This window comes from Serratia sp. PL7 (assembly GCF_945957435.1).
Window position 1 is genome coordinate 58916 of record NZ_CAMFLB010000026.1, and the last position, 21778, is coordinate 80693.

Sequence of the window (21778 nt, forward strand, 5' to 3'; positions counted from 1 at the left end):
CCTATGCCACGTTAACGGTCAGGCCGTCATACGCAACGGTGATGTTTTTATCACGGCAGGCTGCCACCAGCTCCTCATGCAGCAACTTGCCGCTGTGAGAAATATGCGACACCACGATCTGGCTGCCGGCATGCAGGCACTCCATCGCACGCAGTTTCTCTTGCGCGGCAAACACGGTTTCCAGGCTCATATGGTTATCGGTGCGATCGTCGCCGTTGAAACCGTAAGTGCATTCCAGCACCACCAAATCCAACGCTTTGCCCTGTAGCCACTGCCAGGTGAGTTCCGGGAACCAGCCCGAATCATGGCCATAGAAAATCGTCTGCCCGTCTTTTTCGATCACATACACGTAGCAAAGCTCCCACTTGGCGTGGTTGGCCAGCAGCGGTGTGATCTTGTAGCCATGGCTTTCTACGGTGACAAAAGGCACCAGGCAGTGGAAACCAAAGCGTTGTTTGCTGTAGCCCGGCAATACCGCAGCACAGCCGTTGATCGCTCGATCGTTACCAAAAATCTCCAATGGATGGTCGATATCGAAGCCGTAACCCTCCATGCGGCTAAACAGCTCACCGACGTTGAAATGGTCTGGATGGGTGTGGGTAAACAGCAGGTCGGTGATACCACTTGCGTCCAGCCCATCACGCAACAGCTGTTGGCTGAACTCCGGGGCGACGTCGATCAACATCACATCATCAATAATCGCCGAAGAGTGGGTACGCAGATCTTTCCCCTTGAGAAAACGGGCCTGTTGGCAATGTTCACAGCGGCAAAACGGATTGGGGATCCCTTCAGAGGCAGCCGATCCCAGGAAATGTATTTTCATTTTTTATCCTTTTTATTCAGTACATTACTGACCTATTGCTCCTATCCCCTTCGTTAATGTGGTCGACGAAAGTGATTTTGGAACGTGTCAATCATAGTCCTGAGGGCAAAAAACGGTTAATACTGCAATGAATATTGGTGATCTGCTTCAAAAATTTAATTTAATATTTAGTAAAATCAAATAAATAAAAATAAACATTGGTAATTATTACGTTTTTCATCAATTTTGTGGCACTGGATTAATTAAGGACAAATAACAACCACCTAATGATGGAACGATCCAAATTTTACGCTTGAAGAGAAATCGAGATAGCGAAGCGCCCAAGCCGGTGTTAGCATCAAAACAGGCGGCTCAAAGCGGTGGGAAAATGGCAACTATCAAGGATATAGCGAAGCTGGCGGGGGTATCACACGGCACCGCTTCCAACGTGCTCAACGGGCGCGGCAATGTCAGCGTTGAAAAGATCGAGGCGGTCAAACAGGCTGCCCAGCAAATGGGTTATCAGATCAATGCCCAGGCGCAGTCGCTACGCGCCAGCAAAAGCAGTGGCGTTGCGCTGATCCTGCCCGATATCAACAGCGAGCAGTATCACCAGCTCTACCGTGGGCTTCAGCAATCATTACGATCTTCTTTCCCGGGCGATCTGGATTTGTACATCACTAACGATCTGCCCTCTGCCGAAAGGGATATCTTGCAGACGCTGGCCGCAAAATCCTACCAAACCATCGTTACGGTCTCCTGCCTTGCCGACAGCGAAAGCTATTATCAGACGCTCCGGCTGCCAGCGGAGCAGATCCTGTTTGTCTATCGCCATCCAGCGCAGGCCAAGGTCACATTCAACCTGAACTTTTGCCAGGCGGGCCAGGCCATTGCCAGCGAGATCGCCCGCGAACAACCCACGCACGTTGGCGTGCTTTGTGAGCCCCTCGCTTATACCAACGGCCAGTGTTTTGTCGAGGCATTAAAAGATACGCTGGCACAGTTAAGCCCATCGACCCAGTTAACGGTCGTTCCGTCACCGGCCAGTGAATGTCACACCGCCGCTTTTGCTTTTTTTGCTGGCCAGCCGCCACAAGTTCTGATTGCTCAAGACAGCGAAAAAGCCCGTTGCCTGACGCAGGCGGCCTATCTGGGTAGCTCAGCCCCCTGCCCGCCGATCTGGCAACTCAGCGATAACGAACCCGCCGTGCTAGCCAATCAGTACCACTATCAGATGGATTACGCCCGGCTGGGCCTGGAAATTGCCCGATATATCTGCGGATTGGCAACACTGGCCGATGAGCTGATACTGGATAGCCGTGGCTTTGCTCTGGACGTTCAACCCATGCCCGCCGTTTCTGAGCAGGGTGAAACGCTGAACATGCTGATCTTGCCTAGCCCCTCGACCGATGCGCTGAAGAAGCTGTTGCCGCATTTCTATCGCCAGACCGGTATCAAGGTGAATCTCGCGGTTTATCCTTATGATGAAGTGTTTGAGATCCTCTCGAATCTGCATCTGCATCCTTATTACGATTTGCTGCGTATCGATATGGCCTGCCTCCCCTGGTTTGCGGCAAAGGCCCTCACGCCGTTGGCAGAGATCGCGCCAGAACTACCAGAACTGCTGGAAAACTTCTCGGCAGAAGTTGGCCATCATTTCAGCCAGATTGACGGCAAAGCCTATGCGTTGCCGTTTGATGCCAGCACCCAGTTGCTGTTCTATCGCCGAGATCTGTTCGAAGACCCCACGGTCAAACGCATGTTCTATGAGAAATCGGGCAAAGAGCTGAAGATCCCGACCAGTTTCGCCGAGTTTGATGACATTACGGCCTTTTTCACGGCGACTCATCAATCCGGCAACCCGCAACGTCCGATAGGTTCATCAACGACTCTCGGGAGTTCCGGGTTAATTGCTACCGAATATCTACTGCGCTATTACGCGTTAGGTGGGCGGCTAGTGCACCAAGACAAACCGGTGCAACTGGAGGCAACCTTGGCCATCGAAGCGTTGCGGCAATATCAGCAACAGCTTACCGTCACCACCAATCTCAACAGTGAATGGTGGAATGCTGCGGTGGCCCAGTTTGAGCAGGGCCAGTTGGCAATGCTGATCATGTATATGAATCTGTTCAACGACGTCGCCCACAGCCCTCTATCACCGGCGATTGGTTACGCGCCAGTTCCTGGCAACATGCCGCAGATGGGCGGTGGCTCGTTAGGCATGTCTCGTTTCAGTGATAAGAAGGCGCAGGTAGAGCAGTTCTTCCGTTGGCTGTATTCGGCTGAAATTACCGAGCATCTGGTGCTCTTGGGCGGTAACAGCGCCCACCGCAGCATCTATCAGAACCAGCGCATTCTGCATCTCTATCCGTGGTTTAACCTGCTGCGAGATAATCCTAGTATCGGCATCCGTGAATCTCGGGGTTTACAGGGCGAGTTGTTTAACCTGCGCCATGCGGAGATCATTATCGGCCAGGGCGTGACCAACGTCGTGAACAAGATAATGGATCCGCAGCAAGCTATTGATTACATCAACCAGTGCCTGCTCAGCGAAGCCCATGCTTAAGGCATAAAAAAACCGGGAAGCCACAGCAACCCGGTTTTATTAACTTAATAAGTTCTTAGTTTACTTACGACGCCAGCTAGTCCCTTGCGGGCCATCTTCCAGCACGATATTCATCTCATTCAACCGATCGCGAGCGGCATCTGCCAGCGCCCAGTCTTTGGCGGCACGTGCGTCGTTACGCTGTTTGATCAACGCTTCAATCTCTGCCACTTCCGAGTCGTCCGCTTGCGCACCACCTTGCAGGAACTGTTCTGGCTCCTGTTGCAGCAGGCCCAATACCTTGGCCAGTTTACGCAGCTCTGCCGCCAACCCATTCGCCGCCGCCATGTCTTCGCTCTTCAGACGGTTTACTTCACGCGCTAAATCGAACAACGCGGAATAGGCTTCTGGGGTGTTGAAGTCGTCGTCCATGGCTTCACGGAAGCGAGCTTCAAACACTTCACCGCCAGCGGGTTGCGCATTGGCATCGGTGCCACGCAGTGCGGTGTACAAACGTTCCAGCGAGGCGCGCGCCTGCTTGAGGTTATCTTCGCTGTAGTTCAGTTGGCTACGGTAGTGGCCAGACATCAGGAAGTAACGCACGGTTTCGGCGTCGTAGTAGCCCAGCACGTCGCGGATGGTAAAGAAGTTGTTCAATGACTTGGACATCTTCTCTCTGTCGATCATCACCATCCCGGAGTGCATCCAGTAGTTGACGTACGGGCCATCATGCGCACAGCTGGATTGAGCAATCTCGTTCTCGTGGTGCGGGAACATCAGATCGGAACCACCGCCGTGAATGTCAAAATGGGTACCTAGCTGTTTGCAGTTCATGGCCGAGCATTCGATATGCCAGCCTGGGCGGCCTGGGCCCCACGGCGATTCCCAGCTTGGTTCGCCCGGCTTGGACATCTTCCACAGCACGAAATCCATCGGGTTGCGTTTCACGTCGTCGATTTCCACACGTGCACCGGCTTGCAACTGCTCCAGATCCTGGCGGGACAGCAGGCCATATTGCGGATCGCTATCGATGGAGAACATCACGTCGCCGTTGCTGGCCACATAGGCATGATCGCGCGCCAACAGGCGTTGGGTGATCTCGATGATTTCTTCGATATGGTGGGTGGCACGCGGCTCTTGATCCGGGCGTTCGATCAGCAGCGAATCGAAATCGGCGTGCATCTCTGCCAGCATACGCGTGGTCAGTTGATCGCAGGTTTCGCCGTTTTCTGCCGCGCGGCGGATGATTTTATCATCCACGTCGGTCACGTTACGCACGTAATTCAGCGAATAGCCGAGGTAACGCAGGTAGCGCGCTACCACGTCAAAAGCAACAAAGGTACGCCCGTGGCCGATATGACACAGGTCATAAATGGTTACCCCGCACACGTACATACCGACTTTACCGGCATGAATGGGCTTAAATTCCTCTTTTTGACGACTCAGGGTATTAAATATCTTTAGCATCAGGGCTGTCCGTGGTGTGCGTGATAACAAACATATCCGCATATTGAAACCCGAAGGCTGCTCTATTGCAAGGTCAAGCCCAAGGATTGCTGAATTGATCGGCAGAAAATTGCGTGAGATCGGAATTAACCCAATCCAGACTAAGATAACAACACGTGTATTTCTGCCCGGAACTGCCACCCTAGCCACTGCTGACTGATTAATTGAGATATGTTATAAAGTCGGTCTGATTGCTCACACGCCTTCCTATGTGACAGCTCATTTCATCTTGCTAGGACTAAAACTATGGTTACTTTCCACACCAATCACGGCGATATCGTTATCAAGACCTTTGCTGACAAGGCACCGGTTACCGTTGAAAACTTCCTGAACTACTGCCGTGAAGGCTTCTACAACAACACCATCTTCCACCGTGTCATCAACGGCTTTATGGTTCAGGGCGGTGGTTTTGAACCTGGTATGCATCAGAAAGACACCAAAGCAACCATCAAGAACGAAGCTAACAACGGCCTGAAAAATACCCGTGGCACCCTGGCAATGGCTCGTACCAACGATCCACACTCTGCCACCGCCCAGTTCTTCATCAACGTGGTGGATAACGACTTCCTGAACTTCCGTGCTGAAAACTCCCAGGGTTGGGGTTACTGCGTATTTGCCGAAGTGGCAGAAGGCATGGACGTGGTCGAGAAGATCAAAGCGGTAAAAACTGGCCGCAGCGGCATGCACCAGGATGTACCGGTTGAAGATGTCGTGATCACCAGCGTTACCGTCAGCGAGTAATCGCGGCTGCATGAGCACGCTGTTCATCGCAGACCTGCATCTATGCGCACAGGAACCGGCAATTACTGCCGGTTTTCTGCGTTTTTTGCAGCGAGAAGCCGTTCACGCCGACGCATTATACATTCTGGGCGATCTGTTCGAAGCCTGGATTGGTGATGACGACCCCGAGTCGTTGCATAGCGAAATTGCTGCCGCACTCAAGGCGTTGCACCAGGCCGGAGTACCCTGCTACTTCATTCACGGCAACCGCGATTTCCTGTTGGGTAAGCGCTTTGCCAAGCAGAGCGGTATGATCCTGCTACCTGAAGAGCGGGTCGTTGAGCTGTATGGCCGCAAGATCCTGATCCTGCATGGCGATACCCTATGCACCGACGATCAGGCCTATCAAGAATTCCGCAAGAAAGTTCATAACACCTGGATCCAACGTGCTTTTCTCGCGCTCCCTCTGCGCTGGCGCTTGAAGATCGCCGCTAAAATGCGTGCGCGCAGCCAACAAAGCAACCAATACAAATCCACCGCGATTATGGACGTCAACCCGCAGGCCGTTGAGCAAGCCATGTTGCGCCACAACGTCCACTGGATGATCCACGGCCACACCCATCGCCCGGCAATCCATCCGCTGGCATTACCAAACGGAGAAGCCCATCGTGCGGTGTTGGGAGCCTGGCATACACAAGGCTCAATGATTAAAGTCACGGCAGATGCCGTCGAACTGATCGAGTTCCCCTTCTAGGTCGTTTTCACGCTTTTGATGGCAAAAACCGTCGACGCAACCGTTTTCCTCGCCCTGTACCCATGGTATGCTCTACGCCCTCATACGGCCTGCCAGCCGACGTTTGTCCACATCACAGGAGCCATGCACTCATGGGAGCCACCGCTACTTCAGCCGCCAACGCTGGGGTTAAAATCGCAATCGTAATGGGTTCAAAAAGTGACTGGGCCACAATGCAGTCCGCGGCCGAAGTTCTGACCACGCTGGATGTCCCGTTCCATGTCGAAGTTGTCTCCGCCCACCGCACGCCGGATAAGCTGTTCAGCTTTGCCGAACATGCCAAGGCCATGGGTTTTGACGTGATCATCGCCGGTGCCGGTGGTGCTGCGCATCTGCCAGGCATGTTGGCGGCCAAAACGCTGGTTCCGGTGCTGGGTGTGCCGGTACAAAGTGCCGCATTGAGCGGTGTCGATAGCCTGTATTCCATTGTGCAAATGCCACGTGGCATTCCGGTGGGTACGCTCGCCATCGGCAAAGCCGGTGCGGCCAACGCCGGGTTGCTGGCAGCACAAATTCTGGCGCTGCATGATGCCGGGCTGGCACAGCGGTTGGCGCAATGGCGTCAGGCCCAGACCGACGAGGTGCTGAACCACCCGGACCCACGGGAGGACGCATGAAGCCGGTTTGCGTACTGGGTAACGGCCAGTTAGGACGTATGCTGCGCCAGGCCGGTGAACCACTGGGAATTGCGGTTTATCCTGTCGGCCTGGATGCCGAGCCGGAAGCGGTGCCCTATCAAAATGCGGTGATCACCGCAGAGATCGAACGCTGGCCAGAAACCGCCCTGACCCGCGAATTGGCGACGCACAATAACTTCGTCAACCGCGATATCTTCCCGCGTTTGGCCGATCGCCTCACACAGAAACAACTGCTCGATCAACTTCATCTTGCTACCGCCCCTTGGCAATTGCTGGCAAATGCTGGCGAATGGCCGCAGGTGTTTGCCACCTTGGGTGAGTTGGCGATCGTTAAACGCCGCGTGGGTGGTTATGACGGCCGTGGCCAGTGGCGTTTGCGCCCGGGCCAAGAGGCGGAGTTACCGGCGGATAACTATGGCGAATGCATCGTTGAGCAGGGGATTAATTTCTCTGGCGAAGTGTCGTTGGTGGGCGCTCGTGGTCACGATGGCCAGTCGGTATTCTATCCGCTGACTCACAACCTGCACGAAGAAGGCATTCTGCGTACTAGCGTAGCGCTGCCACAGCCCAATCCGGCGTTGCAGCAGCAGGCCGAGCAGATGTTGGCTGCGATCCTCGATGAGTTGAACTACGTAGGCGTGATGGCGATGGAGTGCTTTATCGTCGGCGACAGCCTGCTGATCAACGAGTTGGCTCCGCGTGTCCACAACAGTGGCCACTGGACGCAGAACGGCGCTTCCATCAGCCAGTTTGAGCTGCATTTACGTGCCATCCTGGGGCTGCCGCTGCCTAAGCCGGTGGTGAATACGCCTTCCGTGATGGTCAACCTGATCGGCACGGCGGTGAATCAGCAATGGCTGGGCCTGCCGCTGGTACATTTGCACTGGTATGAGAAAGAGGTGCGTGAGGGGCGTAAAGTGGGTCACCTGAATCTCAACGATCCCGACGCAGCTTCTTTGCAACAGGCGTTGCAGGCGTTAGCACCGCTGCTGCCAGCCGAGTACCAAAGTGGCTTGGCCTGGGCGCAGCAAAAGCTGGGGTGATCTTGTGGGGTGATAGGCATTTAATCTCGGTGTATTCCCCTCACCCTAACCCTCTCCCAAAGGGAGAGGGGACTTACCGTGCCACAAATTAACTACGGTATTCATCCTTTACATCAATCCGTTAAAGACTAACGCCTTCACCTGATAGCAACCCCGTACGGCTCCCAAAGAGGACTTACCGTGTCACAAATTAACTACGGTATTCACCCTCTACATCAATCCGTTAAAGACTAACGCCTTCACCTGATAGCAACCCCGTACGGCTCCTAAAAGGGACTTACCGTGCCACAAATTAACTACGGTATTCATCCTCTACATCAATCCGTTAAAGACTAACGCCTTCACCTGATAGCAACCCCGTACGGCTCCTGAAGGGGACTTAACGTGCTACAAATTAACCACGGTATTCATCCTTTACATCAATCCGTTAAAGACTAACGCCTTCACCGGATAGCAACCCCGTACGGCTCCCAAAGGGGACTTACCGTGACACAAATTAACTACGGTATTCATCCTTTACATCAACCCGTTACAGATCAACTCCTTCACCGGATAGCAACCCCGTACGGCTCCCTCTCCCTGTGGGAGAGGGTTGGGGTGAGGGGCAATTAACCTTGCTCTACCACCGCTACAGCCAGTAAAAAATTAACCTTCATAGCTGCGGAACAGCGCCCTGCCGCGCAGCAGGCGTACACCAAGCCAGCCGCCACACAGCGAGAGCAGCAAGGCACTCAGCAACGGTAACGCCCACCACAGCACCGGCGTAGGTGCCCACGGGAAGTCGAACACCTTGGTTTGCAACAGCCACAGTGCCGCTTCTGCCCCCACCGCCGCCGCGATGCCAGCCACCAGCCCCAGCAACGCAAACTCGCACCACAGCGTACCGCGCAACAGGCGTTTGCCTGCGCCTAGCGTGCGGTAAACCACCAGTTCCTGCCTACGCTGCCGCATCCCTACCTGTACCTGTGCCAGTAACAGCAGACCACCGCAGATCACCACCAGCACTACCATCACCTCCAGCGCCCTGCTCACCTGCTGCAACACGCCGCCGACCTGCTTGAGGATCGAACCGATATCCAGCAGGCTCAGCGTTGGGAACTGGCGGTTAAGCTGGGTTAGCACCTTGCCGTCGCCGTCATAGCGGAAGCTGGTCAGCCAGGTTTGTGGTTGGCCGTCCAATGCACCCGGCGGGAAGATAAAGTAAAAGTTCGGCTTCAGACTTTCCCAATCTACCTGCCGCAGGCTGGTGACTTTGGCGCTGAACGATTGGGTATCGCCGCTGAACGTCAAGGTATCGCCCAGTTTGATCTTGAGCCTGCCGGCGATCCCTTCATCCATCGAGACCTCGCCGGTTTTCGGCGGCCAGGTACCTGCCGTCAGCGGGTTGTGGTCCGGCAGCTCGCTTTGCCAGGTCAGATTCAGCTCACGGTTCACCGCCTCGCCACCGGGATCGTCTTCATGCACCCGCTCCGTCGCCACCTGCTGGTTAATTTCCGACAGGCGCACACGTACGATGGGATAGAAGGTTTCCTCATGCAGTTGATGCTGTTGCAAGAAGGCTTTCACCTGAGGAACCTGTGCCGTGGTCATATTCAGCAGGAAATAGTTCGGGCTGTCTGGCGGTAACTGCTGTTGCCAACGATCGAGCAGATCGCCACGCAAGACCAGCAACAGAGCCAACAACATAAACGACAGCGAGAATGCCGCTAGCTGGCTGATCGTCACCCAAGGCTGATGCAACAGGCGATTCACCGCCAACCGCAGCGCCAGATTTTTCAGCGTGATGCGCCGCAGCAGCAACAGGCTGCCCCAGCCAATTCCCCCTAGCAGCAAGGCCAGCACCACCATACCGGCCAGAATGGCCCACAGTAGCGTACTTGCCCCCATCAATACCGTCAGTAGCCCGACCACAATCACCGCAGTGGCTGGCAGGAAGTAACGCAGCGGCCAGACGTTGGCTACCACATCCCGGCGCAGTACGCGCAGCGGCTGAGTCGCCAGCAGTTGCCGGTACGGGCGCAGCCCAACCAGCAGCGAAATCATGACCAGAGCCCCCATCGCCCAAAGCCACGGCCAGCCCCCGGCGGCGGGGAGTTCCCCCGGCAACACTGGTGCCAGCAAGCGGATCAGCACCGCTTCAAAACCGAGACCAATCACGCTACCGCATATTCCCGCCAGCAATAACACCGCCAGCCACTGGCCAATAATCAGCTTGCTGAGCGCCTTTCTGCCAGCGCCCAGGGTTTTCAGCACCGCGATCAGATCATAACGGCTGCGGCAATAGTGGCTCATCGCCACCGCCACGGCGGCGATCGACAGCAGCAAGGTCAGCAGCGCCGAAAGCAGCAGGAACTGTTGGGAACGCTGTAGCGATTTACCCAGCGCGCTGCCGGACTCCTCTAACCCATACCAGCGCTGATCGGGTTTGAGCTGCGGTTTGAGGCGTTCTTCATAACGTTGAATATCGGTTGGCGCACCGGCAAACATATAACGGTAGGTCAGGCGACTGCCCGGCTGTACCGCTCCGGTTTTATCCACATCTGCCAGGTTGATGATAATGCCAGGTGCAGTCTGGAACGGATTGAAGCCAGAATCCGGCTCCTGCACGATTTCACCGGCGATGCGTAACGTGGTATCCCCCACCTCCAGGTTATCGCCGACCTTGATATCCAATAATGCCAACAGGCGCGGAGCCACCAACACGCTGCCCGGCACAGGTTTGAGATTGGCTGGCAGGGTTTCCAACTGCCCATACAGCGGGTAGGCCGCATCGGTAGCCTTGACGTTGGCCAGTAGTGGACGATCCCCGGCGTAGGTCATGGTGGTAAAAGAGAGCTGGCGGCTGACTTTCAGCCCCTGTTGTTGGGCATCGAGCAGCCAGCCTTCCGGCACCGGGCGCGCGGTACGTAATACCCGATCCCCGGCGATAAAGTCTCGGCTTTGCTGGCTCAGGCCTTTGTCCATGCGATCGCTGATGCTGCCCAGTGCCAACACGCAGGCGACCGACAGCGTCAGCGCCAGCCAAACGATCAGCAGCGAAGGCGAACGCCATTCACGCCAGAACCAACGCCAAATCATGCTTCCTCCCACAGCTTGCCTTCACGCAAGCGCAGCCGCCGCTGACAGCGCGCCGCCAGCGTCTCGTCATGGGTGACCAGGATCAGTGTGGTGGCAAAATCGCGGTTGAGGGAGAACAGCAGATCGGCAATGCGCTCACCGGTCTGGCGATCGAGGTTGCCGGTGGGTTCATCGGCGAACAGCACCCGTGGACGGCCACTGAACGCCCGTGCCAGCGCCACACGCTGTTGCTCCCCGCCGGAAAGTTGTGCTGGCAGATGGCTAAGACGCTTGCCTAACCCCAGCTGTTCCAGCAGTTGCACCGCTTGGTCCCGGCTTTGACGATCGCTTTCACCACGCAGCAGCGCGGGGAGTTGTACGTTTTCCAACGCGTTCAAGGTGGGGACCAGCATGAACGACTGGAACACAAAACCGACGTTTTTTGCCCGCAGCGCAGCGCGCCCTTCTTCATCCAGTGCGGTCAGCGACTCCCCCAGCAGGCTAACTTCTCCTTCGCTGCCGTCGTCCAGCCCGGCAAGGATGCCCAACAAGGTCGATTTACCTGAACCGGACTCGCCGATCAGCGCAATTGTCTGTGCGGGTTTGACAACCAGCTCGACTCCGGTAAGGATGGTAAGCTGATGCTCACCCTGACCAACGTGTTTACTAAGATGATGAACTTCAAGAACGTTTTCCGCTGGCATCTTCCCTTCCTTTTGCTGTTGGGATTATTCAGTTTACGTGCTGTCGCGGCCGATACCTTATTGATTTTAGGCGACAGTTTAAGTGCTGGCTATCGGTTGCCGGTAGCGCAAGCCTGGGCAACTCGCCTGGCCGATGAGTGGCAGAAACAACCTGGCCACCCGACCGTGGTCAATGCCAGTATCAGCGGTGACACCGCCGCTCAGGGGCTGGCACGCTTGCCCGAGCTGTTGAAACAACATCAACCCCGCTGGGTGCTGATCGAACTGGGTGCCAACGATGGTCTGCGCGGCTTCCCGGCTGCGGATATCGAGCGCGATCTCAACCAGATTATCACGCTGGTTTTGCAGGCGGGGGCCAAACCGCTGCTGATGCAAATTCATATTCCGCCAAACTATGGCCGCCGCTACACCGAGGCCTTCGGTGAGATCTATCCGGCGTTGGCCAAGCAGTTCAACATTCCGCTGCTGCCGTTTTACATGGAACAGGTGGTGATCAAACCGGAATGGATGCAGGATGACGGTTTGCACCCCAATCAGGATGCCCAGCCGTTTATCGCCACCTGGATGGCGCAACAGCTGGAACCACTAGTTAAACATGAGTCTAACTGAATAGGGTTAGCTACTAGGTAAAGTTATGCAAAAAGCGGTATTGATAACCGGCTGTTCCAGCGGGATAGGATTGATTGCAGCGCAAGATCTGCGTAACCGTGGCTATCGCGTGCTGGCCGCCTGCCGTAAGCCGGAAGACGTGGAAAACATGCGCCAGCTTGGGCTGGAAGGCATTGAACTGGATCTGGACGATAGCGCCAGCGTAGAACGCGCCGCCGCGCAGGTGATCGAGCTGACCAACGGGCGGCTGTACGGCCTGTTCAACAATGCCGGTTTCGGCGTTTACGGCCCACTCAGCTCGGTTTCACGCCAACAGCTGGAACGGCAATTCTCCGCCAACCTGTTTGGCACCCACCAGCTCACCCAGTTGCTGCTGCCAGCCATGCTGCCGCACGGTGAAGGGCGCATTATTCAGACCAGTTCAGTGATGGGGTTAATCTCCAGCGCCGGGCGTGGGGCCTATGCCGCCAGCAAATTTGCGCTGGAAGCCTGGTCGGACGCGTTGCGTATGGAACTGCACGGCAGCGGCATTCAGGTCAGCCTGATCGAGCCAGGCCCGCTGACAACCCATTTCACCCAGAACGTCAATCAGGCGCAGAGCGATAAACCGGTGCACAACCCGAGTATTGCCAAGCGTTTGACGCTGCCCGCCGAAGCGGTGTTACCGAAGCTGCGCCATGCGCTGGAAAGCCCCAAAGCCAAGCTGCGCTACCCGGTCACCCTGCTGGCGCATACCATGAGCATCCTGCGCCGCCTGTTGCCAGGCCGCGCGCTGGACTGGTTATTGCGCAGTAATGGTTAAGCAAACGGGGGCTAAGGGTTGAAGCGCGCCGCTTTGCCCCCATTTAGAATAGATTGGCTCCGCAAGATCAGATTAGAGAGAAACCATGCTAGCTCAAGCCGTTGTTGATATTAACGAAACTAACCTGCACCAAACGCTGGAACAGTCCATGTCCCAGCCGGTGCTGTTCTACTTCTGGTCGGATCGCAGCCAGCACTGTCTGCAACTCACCCCGATACTGGATAAACTGGCGGCGGAATACGCAGGTCAGTTCGTTCTGGCGAAGGTGGATTGCGATGCCGAGCAAGCGATCGCCGCCCAGTTTGGTCTGCGCTCCCTGCCAACCGTTTATCTGTTCAAGGATGGTCAGCCGGTTGATGGTTTCCAAGGGCCGCAGCCGGAAGAAATGATCCGCGAATTCCTGCAGCGTTTCCTGCCAAAAGCCGAAGACCTCAAGCTGGCAGAAGCCACCGAACTGTTGCAGGAAGACCGTGCTGCAGAGGCTCTGCCTTTGCTGAAAGACGCCTGGAGCCTCAGCAATCAGCGCAGCGATATCGGCCTGACGCTGGCGGAAACCCAGATCGCCCTGAACAAGACGGATGATGCCGAAACGGTGCTGGCGACCATCCCATTGCAGGATCGCGATACCCGTTACCTCGGCCTGGTCGCGCAGATTGAGCTGATGAAGCAGGCCGCCGATACGCCGGAAATTCAGCAGTTGCAGCAGCAGGTTCAGCAACAGCCGGAAAACGTTGAGCTGGCCGTGCAGCTAGCCTTGCAACTGCATCAGGTTGGCCGTAACGAAGAGGCGCTGGAATTGCTGATGGGTCATCTGAAAAAGGATTTGGCGGCGGCTAACGGTAGCGCCCGCAAGACCTTGATGGATATTCTGGCCGCACTGGGGACTGGCGATGCGCTGGCCGCCAAGTATCGCCGCCAGCTGTATTCACTGCTGTATTAATCGTACATGGGCGCAGCCGCACGGTTGCGCCCTGCATCAAACATCAAGCCTCCTGCGCCGGTTTCCCCTCTTTGACGAACAACATGGCGATAAAACCCACCACCGTGATCATCGCGGCAAAATAGAAGCCCGCATTCAACGTTCCCGTGCTGTCGGCAATGAAGCCGGTCACGTAAGGCGCAAAGATCGACGCCGCCATACCAAAGAAGTTATACAGCCCGAAAGCGGTACTGAGCGCGGCACGCGGTGCGTTGTCTGCTACCAGGGCGATCAGTACCGGGTTGAGGCTGATTTTGCCGATAAACCCATACAGCACCAATACGCCAATCAACGCCGCTTCACTGGTGGAATAAACGATGCCGAAGATCGCCAACAGTGAGAAAGGCAGCATAAACAGCACCACCGGTTTTCTGCGGCCTAGCTTGTCGGAGATATAGCTGCAAATCAGCGTCCCGAGCACCGAGATCCACGGTACGATAGAGGCGATGCTGGCGGCGTGCACAATATCCATGCCGCGTTCTTTTTGCAGATAATACGGCAGCCAGGTAATGATCACGAAGAAGCCATAGATCGAGCAAAAGATGGTGATGTAGGCCATCAGCAGGTTACGGTTTTTAAACAGATCCAGGAAACTGAATTCGCTCTTTGCTGCCGCCGCTACCGGAGCATCGCTGGCACTTTGCGGCGCTTTTTCCCGAATGAAAAACAGCATCAGCAGCGCCACAATCAATACCGGGACCGCCATCGCCAGGAACGGCATCTTCCACGAAGTATGAAAGTGTTCGATCATAAAGCTGGAAAGGTAATACCCCAGCGCGATACCGAACGACATCCCGCTGCCGATCACCGCACTGCCCAAGGTGATCCATTTCTTGGGGATGGCCTCGGATGAAAGCGCATACTGCGGGCCATAATAGACGCCTTGCGAAGCACCGGTCAGCATCCATAGCACGATGAAAATCAGAAAGTTGGATGAGATGCTGACGGCAGCGATAAACAGCGCAAACAGCATAAAGCCGCTGACCAGAATGCGTTTTCTGCCCAAGCGGTCACCCAATAGCCCCGCAGGCACCTGTAAAATGGTGTAGGTCAGGAAGAACAGGCTGCTGATTAAGCCCAGATGGCTTTTTGACAGCCCGAACTCGGTTTGGATCTGCGGCATGATGGGGCTAAGTACCGAACGCCCGGCATAGATAACGACCCAGCCGAGGAAGAAGATCACTACGGTTTTAATCCAATAGGGCATTCGCTCTGTTTTTATAGTTTGCATATTCATTTTCCCTTGGTTGATGGGCCGCTCGGCCCATCCAGTATTACGGCGTAATTAATGTCCCCGCGGTGCCTGCCAGTACCGACTCGATATCTTGCAGGGCACCGATATGTGCCACCTTGCCGCTGCGCTGCACAAAGCGGCTGACCGCCATGATTTTTGGCCCCATCGAACCATCGGCTACGGCCATCGGGGCCAGTTCTTTGGTGGTGGCAGAACGAATGGCTTTTTGCTGCGGGGTGCCCCAGTGCTGATACACCGCATCAGCATCAGTGAGGATCACCAGGTGATCGGCGTCCAGGGCTTCGGCCAGTAACGCAGAGGCCAGATCCTTGTCGATCACCGCTTCGCTACCGATCATTCCCTGTGCGCTGGCCACCATCGGAACACCGCCACCGCCGTTGCAAATCACGATGTGGTTTTTCGCCAGCAGCAGATTGATCGCTTCAATATCGATGATCTTTTTCGGTTCAGGGGAAGGCACCACCCGGCGCAGGTATTTCCCATCCAGCTTCATGCTCCAGCCATACTTTTTTTCCAGCTCGGCTTGCTGTTGCGGCTCATAAACCGGCCCGATAAATTTGCTGGGTTCCCGATACGCCGGATCTTCGCTGTCTACCAAGACGCGAGTCAGCAACGTGGACACCGGCTGAGCAGGATGGAATGCCCCTAGCTGCTGGGCCAGCATATAGCCGATCATGCCCTGGCTTTCTGCCACCAGAATATCCAGCGGGTAAGGGGGAACATCGCGATAGGCCAGGTTTTGCAGCGCCAGCAGCCCCACCTGTGGGCCGTTACCGTGCACGATGGCGATGCGGTATTTCTTGGCCAGCTTGCCAATGGCATCGGCAATTAGCGCAATGCTCTGGTATTGATTCTCTGCAGATAACACCGCGCCACGCTTTAACAGGGCGTTGCCCCCCAAGGCAATAACTAACGTTTCCATTCAGGTACCCATTTTTCAAGTAATAGCAGCCCATACCGAACGGCATTCGGCATGGTTTTCCGCTGATAAATTAATAAAGACGATTGATTGCCATCGCGCCCAACCAGACGCCCAATAGCGTATCCGCACCGGAAAAATGCCCGGTTGCCAACATGTCGTTGATGGCTGCGGGTAATTCTTGTGGTCTGAGTAAGGCGCGTGCCAGGAGTTGTACCGGGGTGGAGAAGATCCCCTGCTCGGCAAACTGCAAATAGTGGACGCTGACCAAGGTGGTCAACTGGCTTAAGGGTTGGCTGGCGGCAAAAAAGGACGACAACCTTGCGACATCCACGCGGCTATCAAGATGAGCCGCCAGCAACATGCCCAGCACCGTGTCATCATTGCTTGGCGTCAAGCCAGGGCCTTTGCCAAGCACGGCGCTCCAGTCCACTTTCTGCCCCAACAACCAGGCGGTAAAGTGCTGCCGTAGTTCGCGAATTTCCAGACAATGCAGCTGGTCAACGAGGTTGTCCAGGCGGCCAAACAGGCCGGTCTGGGCGTCAACATCGGCCAGCGCGGTAGCCAATGGCGGCAACGCAATTTCTCCGCTCACCTTCAGGCAGAGATCCAAGCACCTCCCCTGGCGGTAAATGGCAATATCCTCCAGTTCGATCCCCGCCGGTGAAAGCTGGCAATGCTGGGCCGCAGGCAGGCTGTCAAAGATTTCGTCGAAGTCATCGTCGCCAATTTCCCAGCCCATTGGGCTAAGCCCACGCCCTTCACGGTGCAACGTCAGTAGCCGATCGTTAGGCGAGAGAAAGTTGATGGCATTGTTGAAACGCCCCACGCAGCGTAACGGGCCGTAATCTTGCGTGGCATAGCGGCTAATGGCTAACGCGGTGATGTCCATAACTTGCTCCCTAGCCCGGAGTCTCCTCCGGGCGAACCGGTTGTTACGCGCTGATACCCAGCTTTTCTGCCAGTGCTTCGATGGCTTTTTCAAAGCAGCCCAATGGAGCACGCACGGTACCGGCACCAATCTGCCCAACCCCGGCTTCACGGTGGGCAATTCCGGTGTTGATCAACGGAGTAATGCCGGTTTCCACCACCCGGCGGGCATCCAGCCCCAGGCAAGCGCCCTGGAAGTCCCAGGTTGGGATTTGCAGCATCATGTTGCGTTCCAGGTAAATCTCGGCCATCTCTTCGGAGATATCGGTCGCGGCACTCATGCCACCGGCGGCACCGACAAAACGTGTCACACCAGGCGCGGCGACCATGGCCGCACCGCCAATGCCGAAGGTTTCGGTAATGGCGCTGTCGCCAATATCCGGGTTGGCGTCAGCCTGGCTATAGCCGGAGAAGAACAGGCCTTCCGGCGTATTGACCGGCGCGGTAAACCATTGGTCGCCCATGCCGCTGATCTTGACGCCAAAGTTTTTGCCGTTACGGGTCATCACCGTCACGATGGTGCCTTGCTTAATCTCGGCCCCGGCGTCCATGGCCGCCTTGCAATAGGCCATCGCCAGGTTGAGGAAGAACTGATCGGTGATGCTGAGGAATTGCATGACCTTGGCCAGCTCAACGTTGTCCCGCTCAAGCAGGCTGATTTTAGGGGCTAACAAACGCATCAGCAGCGCCGACGCCGCGATATTACGCTGGTGGAACTCATCCCCCATGGTGATGGCCTGGGCCATAACGGCGGTGAGGTCAATCCCCTCATCAAAGGTGGCCAGTACCTCTTTCAGTACCGGTGCCAGTGAGTCACGCATCCAGCGCAGGCGCGCCTGCACGTCTGGCCCATAGGCACCAAAGCGCATCACCTTACCGATCCCTTCGTTCAGGTTGCAGTAGGCATGGTTACCATGAACGGTGTTTTTCACCACCACCAGCGGCATATGCGCCGAGGTGATGCCCCCCATCGGGCCAACGGCACTGACGTTATGGCAAGGGATGAATTCAATCTCACCGTTTTCCAGCAGTGCCAGCGCCTGCTGCTCACTTTCAGCCCACTGTTCAAACAGGCATGCCCCAATGCAGGCACCGCGTACCGGGCCACTCATTTCCGCCCAAGTAACCGGCGGCCCGGCATGCAGCAGTTTTCTCCCCTGCGCCAACTGCGGGATCAGGTTTTTCGCTAAATCAACATCCTGCCAATGAGGGCGAGCTTCACGGATCCTGGCGATAACGGCAGCGTTTGCTTGTTCAATAGTTGCGGTCATATCAATCCCTTACTTTAAATTTTTCAGTATGTTAGCCAATCGTTGATTACCACCGGCCACCGGGGCCCATTGGTAATGCACCACTGAAATTTCGTTGGTTTGCAGATCGTCGGCAAAGCTACGCAAGCCTGCATTGATCACGGAAACACCGGCCAGCATGGCGGGTGCTGGTTCGTTATTACCCTGCTCTGGAGGGGCGATTAACTGGCAGGCCAGCGCGACCGCTTCAGGCAGCGAATTCATCACGGCAATGCCCGCCTCGGTGAGCGTGGCAATCTGTTTGGAGCGCTGCTGGGGGTCTTGTTCGGTGCCTGTCACCGTGGCGATAACGGCCAACGGATGGGCCGCACCACGTTTTTCGCGTACGCGTTTGACTTCGGTAGCCAAGGAACCTGCGGGATCTTCCTGCGCGCCATAGCCAATCACCACATCCAACAGCAACACGCCAATCTGCGGCTGCTGAGCAAGGCGAGCGATTTCCTGATTACGGGTAGACGGGTCGATCATCGGGTGTGGTTTGCCCTGGGTGTAGAAATCGTCCCCCATATCGATAATGCGGTGTCCGTCGGCGTTGAGCATTGAGCCATGCTGATGCTTGCTGTCGGCCTCCACGCCCAGCCGATCGGCCAGCAACATGGCGCATTCCGCCGCCAGCGTGCCACCGGCGTACAGGCCGGATATTTTACCACCGCATACCGCAGGTTGCTGTGCGGCCATTTGCTGCACGTTTGCCAACATCGCAGCCAGGCGGGCGGCTTCATCCAACGTCGCGGCAAAGGTGATGTTACCCTCTTGTTTCGCAGGCGCTTTAGCTCCCAGGAACAAAGCGACCACCGGTTTGCCAAGGGTCTTCATCTCACCGATAACCCGTTGACGTACCGCTTCGGCCGGAGGCTTGGAGACAAACGCCAACACCTGGCTTTGCGGATCGGCCGCCAACATTCGTAGTGCGCTGATAGCGCTGATACCACCGATTTCGGCGGTTAAATCACGCCCACCCAAGCCAATGGCGTGAGAGATGCCTTGCCCAGCCAGGGTAATTTGTGAGGTCAGCTCCTGGATACCGGTTCCCGAGGCGCCAATGATGCCGATCATGCCTTTGGGGGCGACGTTGGCAAAGGCCAGCGGTGCCCCGGCAATATTGGCCGTGCCACAGTCTGGCCCCATCACGATCAGGCCCTTGTCACGCGCCTTGGTTTTTAGCGCCACTTCCTGCTCAACGCTGACGTTGTCGGAAAACATCATCACGTTGCAGCCATCGTCCAGTGCCTGATCGGCCAGCTGCGCGGCATATTCCCCTGCAATGGAGATCAGCACCATATTGGCATCCGGCAACTTCTGCCGCGCCATGCGCCAACTGCGTGCCTTGAGCAGGCGTTTACCGCCCTGCTGCCCCTGGGCAATGGCTTTCAACGCCAGGTCTAACGCTTCGCCGATCTGTGTGGTGATGCTGTCATCGGCAGATTCCGCCTTGATCGCCACGCAAATATCATTGGGGGTCGCTTCACTGAATTGCGGATGCCAGAAACCGGTCGCTTCAAGTAAGGATTTATTGGCCGGCGTCCCCATCATGACCGATATTTCTTCGACGTTGGGTGATTCGCTGAGCTTACGGGAAATTAGCATCAGGCTGACGGAATCCTGAAAGCTCCCTTTTTTTATAAAAGCATGGATCATAGTGATATCCTTAAAACAGCATGTGAACTTCGCAATGGGCGTTCTCAGATATTTTTAGTAACCTATTTATTTCAGACCCCATATTCTTATTGGCCAAGCTACAAATAAAACCCATTGACGAAGGTGAGTCTCATCACACTTTGCCCATTGTTAGAAAAAATCATCAAGTCTGGCGGGGATTAATTGAATTCAATCATCAGAAAGACGGCGCTTTGTTAAAAATAATCTAACAATGGTAATGCCATTCAACGAAAATTTAAGCCAATAAAATAATAGCCGTCTGGATCACATTATTCCCTTGCTATGTTTATACAGTAGGAGACAGAGATAGTTTTAATAAACCGTATACCCGTCGTCTTTCAAGCTGCAGCTTGAAATCCATAGGGTATATCAATGGAAGGACTGTCAATGAAAGTCTCTAAGCAGCAACTGCATCAACTGATTCAAAATAAAATTCATTCTGCAGGCCTAAGCCAGGAACACGCCGGGATTGTCGCGGACGTTTTGGTCCATGCAGATGCGCGCGGGATCCATTCCCATGGCGCGGTGAGGGTGGAATATTATTCTGAACGCATCAGCAAAGGCGGCACCAATAACGACCCGCATTTCACCTTTGAAAAAACCGGCCCTTGCAGCGCAGTTTTTGATGGCGACAACGGTGCCGGGCATGTCGCAGCCAAGCTGGGTATGGACCACGCCATCGAAATGGCGAAAGAGAACGGCGTCGCGGTGGTAGGCGTTCGCCGCATCGGCCACAGTGGCGCGCTGTCTTACTTTGTGCAGCAGGCCGCCCATGCGGGCATGATTGGTATATCAGTGTGTCAGTCAGATCCGATGGTCGTCCCTTATGGCGGTGCAGAGGTCTATTACGGCACCAACCCTATCGCTTTCTCGGCGCCGGCCGAAGGCGACGACATCATGACTTTCGATATGGCTACCACGGTTCAGGCCTGGGGCAAGGTGCTGGACGCCCGCTCACGCAACGTGCCCATCCCGGATACCTGGGCGGTAGACAGCGAAGGCAATAACACCACCGATCCTTTCGCCGTCAGCGGGCTGTTGCCTATCGCCGGGCCAAAAGGTTACGGCCTGATGATGATGGTCGATATTCTATCCGGCGTGTTGCTTGGCCTGCCGTTCGGTAAACACGTCAGCTCGATGTATCACGACTTAAGTGCAGGCCGGGAATTGGGCCAGTTGCATATCGTGCTCAACCCAAGCTATTTCACCAACGAAGTGACCTTCCGCAAACATATCAGCCAGGTAATGAGAGAACTGAACGAAATCAAACCGGCACCTGGCGTGAAACAAGTGCTCTACCCTGGCCAGGGTAGCCATATGCGTGAAATAGAAAATGAAAAGAATGGCATCGATATTGTTGACGACATTTATCAATACCTGATTTCTGACGATATTTACCAGCGTTCCTACGACCATAAAGATCCGTTTGCCAGTTAATCGTCAGATTAATTAAATCAGGCGGAGAAAAGCTATTTTCGCCGCCATTTTCCTTATCAACCCTCCCGAC

18 protein-coding genes are annotated in these 21778 nt (G+C 55.5%); 9 read left to right on the top strand and 9 right to left on the bottom strand.

Annotated features, from left to right (window positions below; translation table 11 throughout):
- Position 1: 1 nt before the first annotated feature.
- Entirely contained in the window at positions 2-823 is an 822-nt protein-coding gene (locus N6G83_RS45205; RefSeq protein ID WP_074027794.1) for an MBL fold metallo-hydrolase, read from the bottom strand.
- Positions 824-1190: 367 nt separating this feature from the next.
- On the opposite strand from N6G83_RS45205, the gene N6G83_RS45210 reads away from it, so the two are divergent.
- A complete protein-coding gene (locus tag N6G83_RS45210) occupies positions 1191-3368 on the top strand; it encodes an extracellular solute-binding protein (RefSeq protein ID WP_211136366.1) in 2178 nt (725 codons plus the stop codon).
- Positions 3369-3428: 60 nt separating this feature from the next.
- Here N6G83_RS45210 and cysS read toward each other — a convergent pair whose 3' ends face one another.
- On the bottom strand, positions 3429-4814 hold the full coding sequence (gene cysS / locus N6G83_RS45215) for a cysteine--tRNA ligase (RefSeq protein ID WP_024528446.1): 1386 nt from the start codon (positions 4812-4814) through the stop codon (positions 3429-3431).
- A gap of 285 nt (positions 4815-5099) precedes the next feature.
- Between cysS and ppiB the strand changes: the two genes are divergently transcribed.
- The 4 genes from ppiB to purK all read left to right on the top strand — a co-directional run bounded on the left by ppiB (position 5100) and on the right by purK (position 8047).
- Positions 5100-5594 (top strand): peptidylprolyl isomerase B, encoded by a 495-nt coding sequence (gene ppiB, locus N6G83_RS45220; RefSeq protein WP_024486088.1) that lies wholly within the window; start codon positions 5100-5102, stop codon positions 5592-5594.
- Positions 5595-5604: 10 nt separating this feature from the next.
- On the top strand, positions 5605-6327 hold the full coding sequence (locus tag N6G83_RS45225; protein WP_024528445.1) for a UDP-2,3-diacylglucosamine diphosphatase: 723 nt from the start codon (positions 5605-5607) through the stop codon (positions 6325-6327).
- Positions 6328-6458: 131 nt separating this feature from the next.
- A complete protein-coding gene (gene purE / locus N6G83_RS45230) occupies positions 6459-6983 on the top strand; it encodes a 5-(carboxyamino)imidazole ribonucleotide mutase (protein ID WP_024486090.1) in 525 nt (174 codons plus the stop codon).
- A complete protein-coding gene (purK, locus tag N6G83_RS45235; protein ID WP_098928368.1) occupies positions 6980-8047 on the top strand; it encodes a 5-(carboxyamino)imidazole ribonucleotide synthase in 1068 nt (355 codons plus the stop codon). The genes purE and purK overlap by 4 nt, the downstream gene beginning before the upstream one ends.
- A 645-nt stretch (positions 8048-8692) precedes the next feature.
- On the opposite strand, the gene ybbP is transcribed toward purK, so the two are convergent.
- Together ybbP and ybbA are read right to left on the bottom strand one after the other, a co-directional pair.
- Entirely contained in the window at positions 8693-11125 is a 2433-nt protein-coding gene (ybbP, locus tag N6G83_RS45240) for a putative ABC transporter permease subunit YbbP (protein ID WP_211134881.1), read from the bottom strand.
- Positions 11122-11808, bottom strand: coding sequence for a putative ABC transporter ATP-binding protein YbbA (gene ybbA, locus N6G83_RS45245; protein ID WP_024486093.1), 687 nt, complete (start codon positions 11806-11808; stop codon positions 11122-11124). The genes ybbP and ybbA overlap by 4 nt, the downstream gene beginning before the upstream one ends.
- Between ybbA and tesA the strand changes: the two genes are divergently transcribed.
- The 3 genes from tesA to N6G83_RS45260 all read left to right on the top strand — a co-directional run bounded on the left by tesA (position 11779) and on the right by N6G83_RS45260 (position 14159).
- A complete protein-coding gene (gene tesA / locus N6G83_RS45250) occupies positions 11779-12417 on the top strand; it encodes a multifunctional acyl-CoA thioesterase I/protease I/lysophospholipase L1 (RefSeq protein WP_161629483.1) in 639 nt (212 codons plus the stop codon). The two genes, ybbA and tesA, sit on opposite strands and share 30 nt — an antisense overlap.
- A 25-nt stretch (positions 12418-12442) precedes the next feature.
- A complete protein-coding gene (locus tag N6G83_RS45255; protein WP_021180073.1) occupies positions 12443-13219 on the top strand; it encodes an SDR family oxidoreductase in 777 nt (258 codons plus the stop codon).
- A gap of 85 nt (positions 13220-13304) precedes the next feature.
- On the top strand, positions 13305-14159 hold the full coding sequence (locus N6G83_RS45260; protein ID WP_211134880.1) for a co-chaperone YbbN: 855 nt from the start codon (positions 13305-13307) through the stop codon (positions 14157-14159).
- A gap of 43 nt (positions 14160-14202) precedes the next feature.
- On the opposite strand, the gene N6G83_RS45265 is transcribed toward N6G83_RS45260, so the two are convergent.
- The 5 genes from N6G83_RS45265 to N6G83_RS45285 all read right to left on the bottom strand — a co-directional run bounded on the left by N6G83_RS45265 (position 14203) and on the right by N6G83_RS45285 (position 20250).
- Positions 14203-15429 (bottom strand): MFS transporter, encoded by a 1227-nt coding sequence (locus tag N6G83_RS45265; protein ID WP_029711056.1) that lies wholly within the window; start codon positions 15427-15429, stop codon positions 14203-14205.
- Between the two features lie 43 nt (positions 15430-15472).
- Positions 15473-16375 carry a carbamate kinase gene (locus N6G83_RS45270; protein ID WP_024528439.1) on the bottom strand — a complete coding sequence of 301 codons (903 nt, stop codon included), beginning with the start codon at positions 16373-16375 and terminating at the stop codon, positions 15473-15475.
- Between the two features lie 70 nt (positions 16376-16445).
- Positions 16446-17264, bottom strand: a complete 819-nt coding sequence (locus N6G83_RS45275; RefSeq protein ID WP_211134879.1) for a DUF2877 domain-containing protein — start codon at positions 17262-17264, stop codon at positions 16446-16448.
- 43 nt (positions 17265-17307) lie between these two features.
- Positions 17308-18573, bottom strand: a complete 1266-nt coding sequence (locus tag N6G83_RS45280) for a DUF1116 domain-containing protein (RefSeq protein WP_024528437.1) — start codon at positions 18571-18573, stop codon at positions 17308-17310.
- Between the two features lie 9 nt (positions 18574-18582).
- Entirely contained in the window at positions 18583-20250 is a 1668-nt protein-coding gene (locus N6G83_RS45285) for an acyl-CoA synthetase FdrA (protein WP_211134878.1), read from the bottom strand.
- Between the two features lie 408 nt (positions 20251-20658).
- Here N6G83_RS45285 and allD point away from each other — a divergent pair, with 408 nt between their 5' ends.
- Positions 20659-21708 (top strand): ureidoglycolate dehydrogenase, encoded by a 1050-nt coding sequence (gene allD / locus N6G83_RS45290; protein ID WP_024486472.1) that lies wholly within the window; start codon positions 20659-20661, stop codon positions 21706-21708.
- Positions 21709-21778 lie beyond the last annotated feature (70 nt).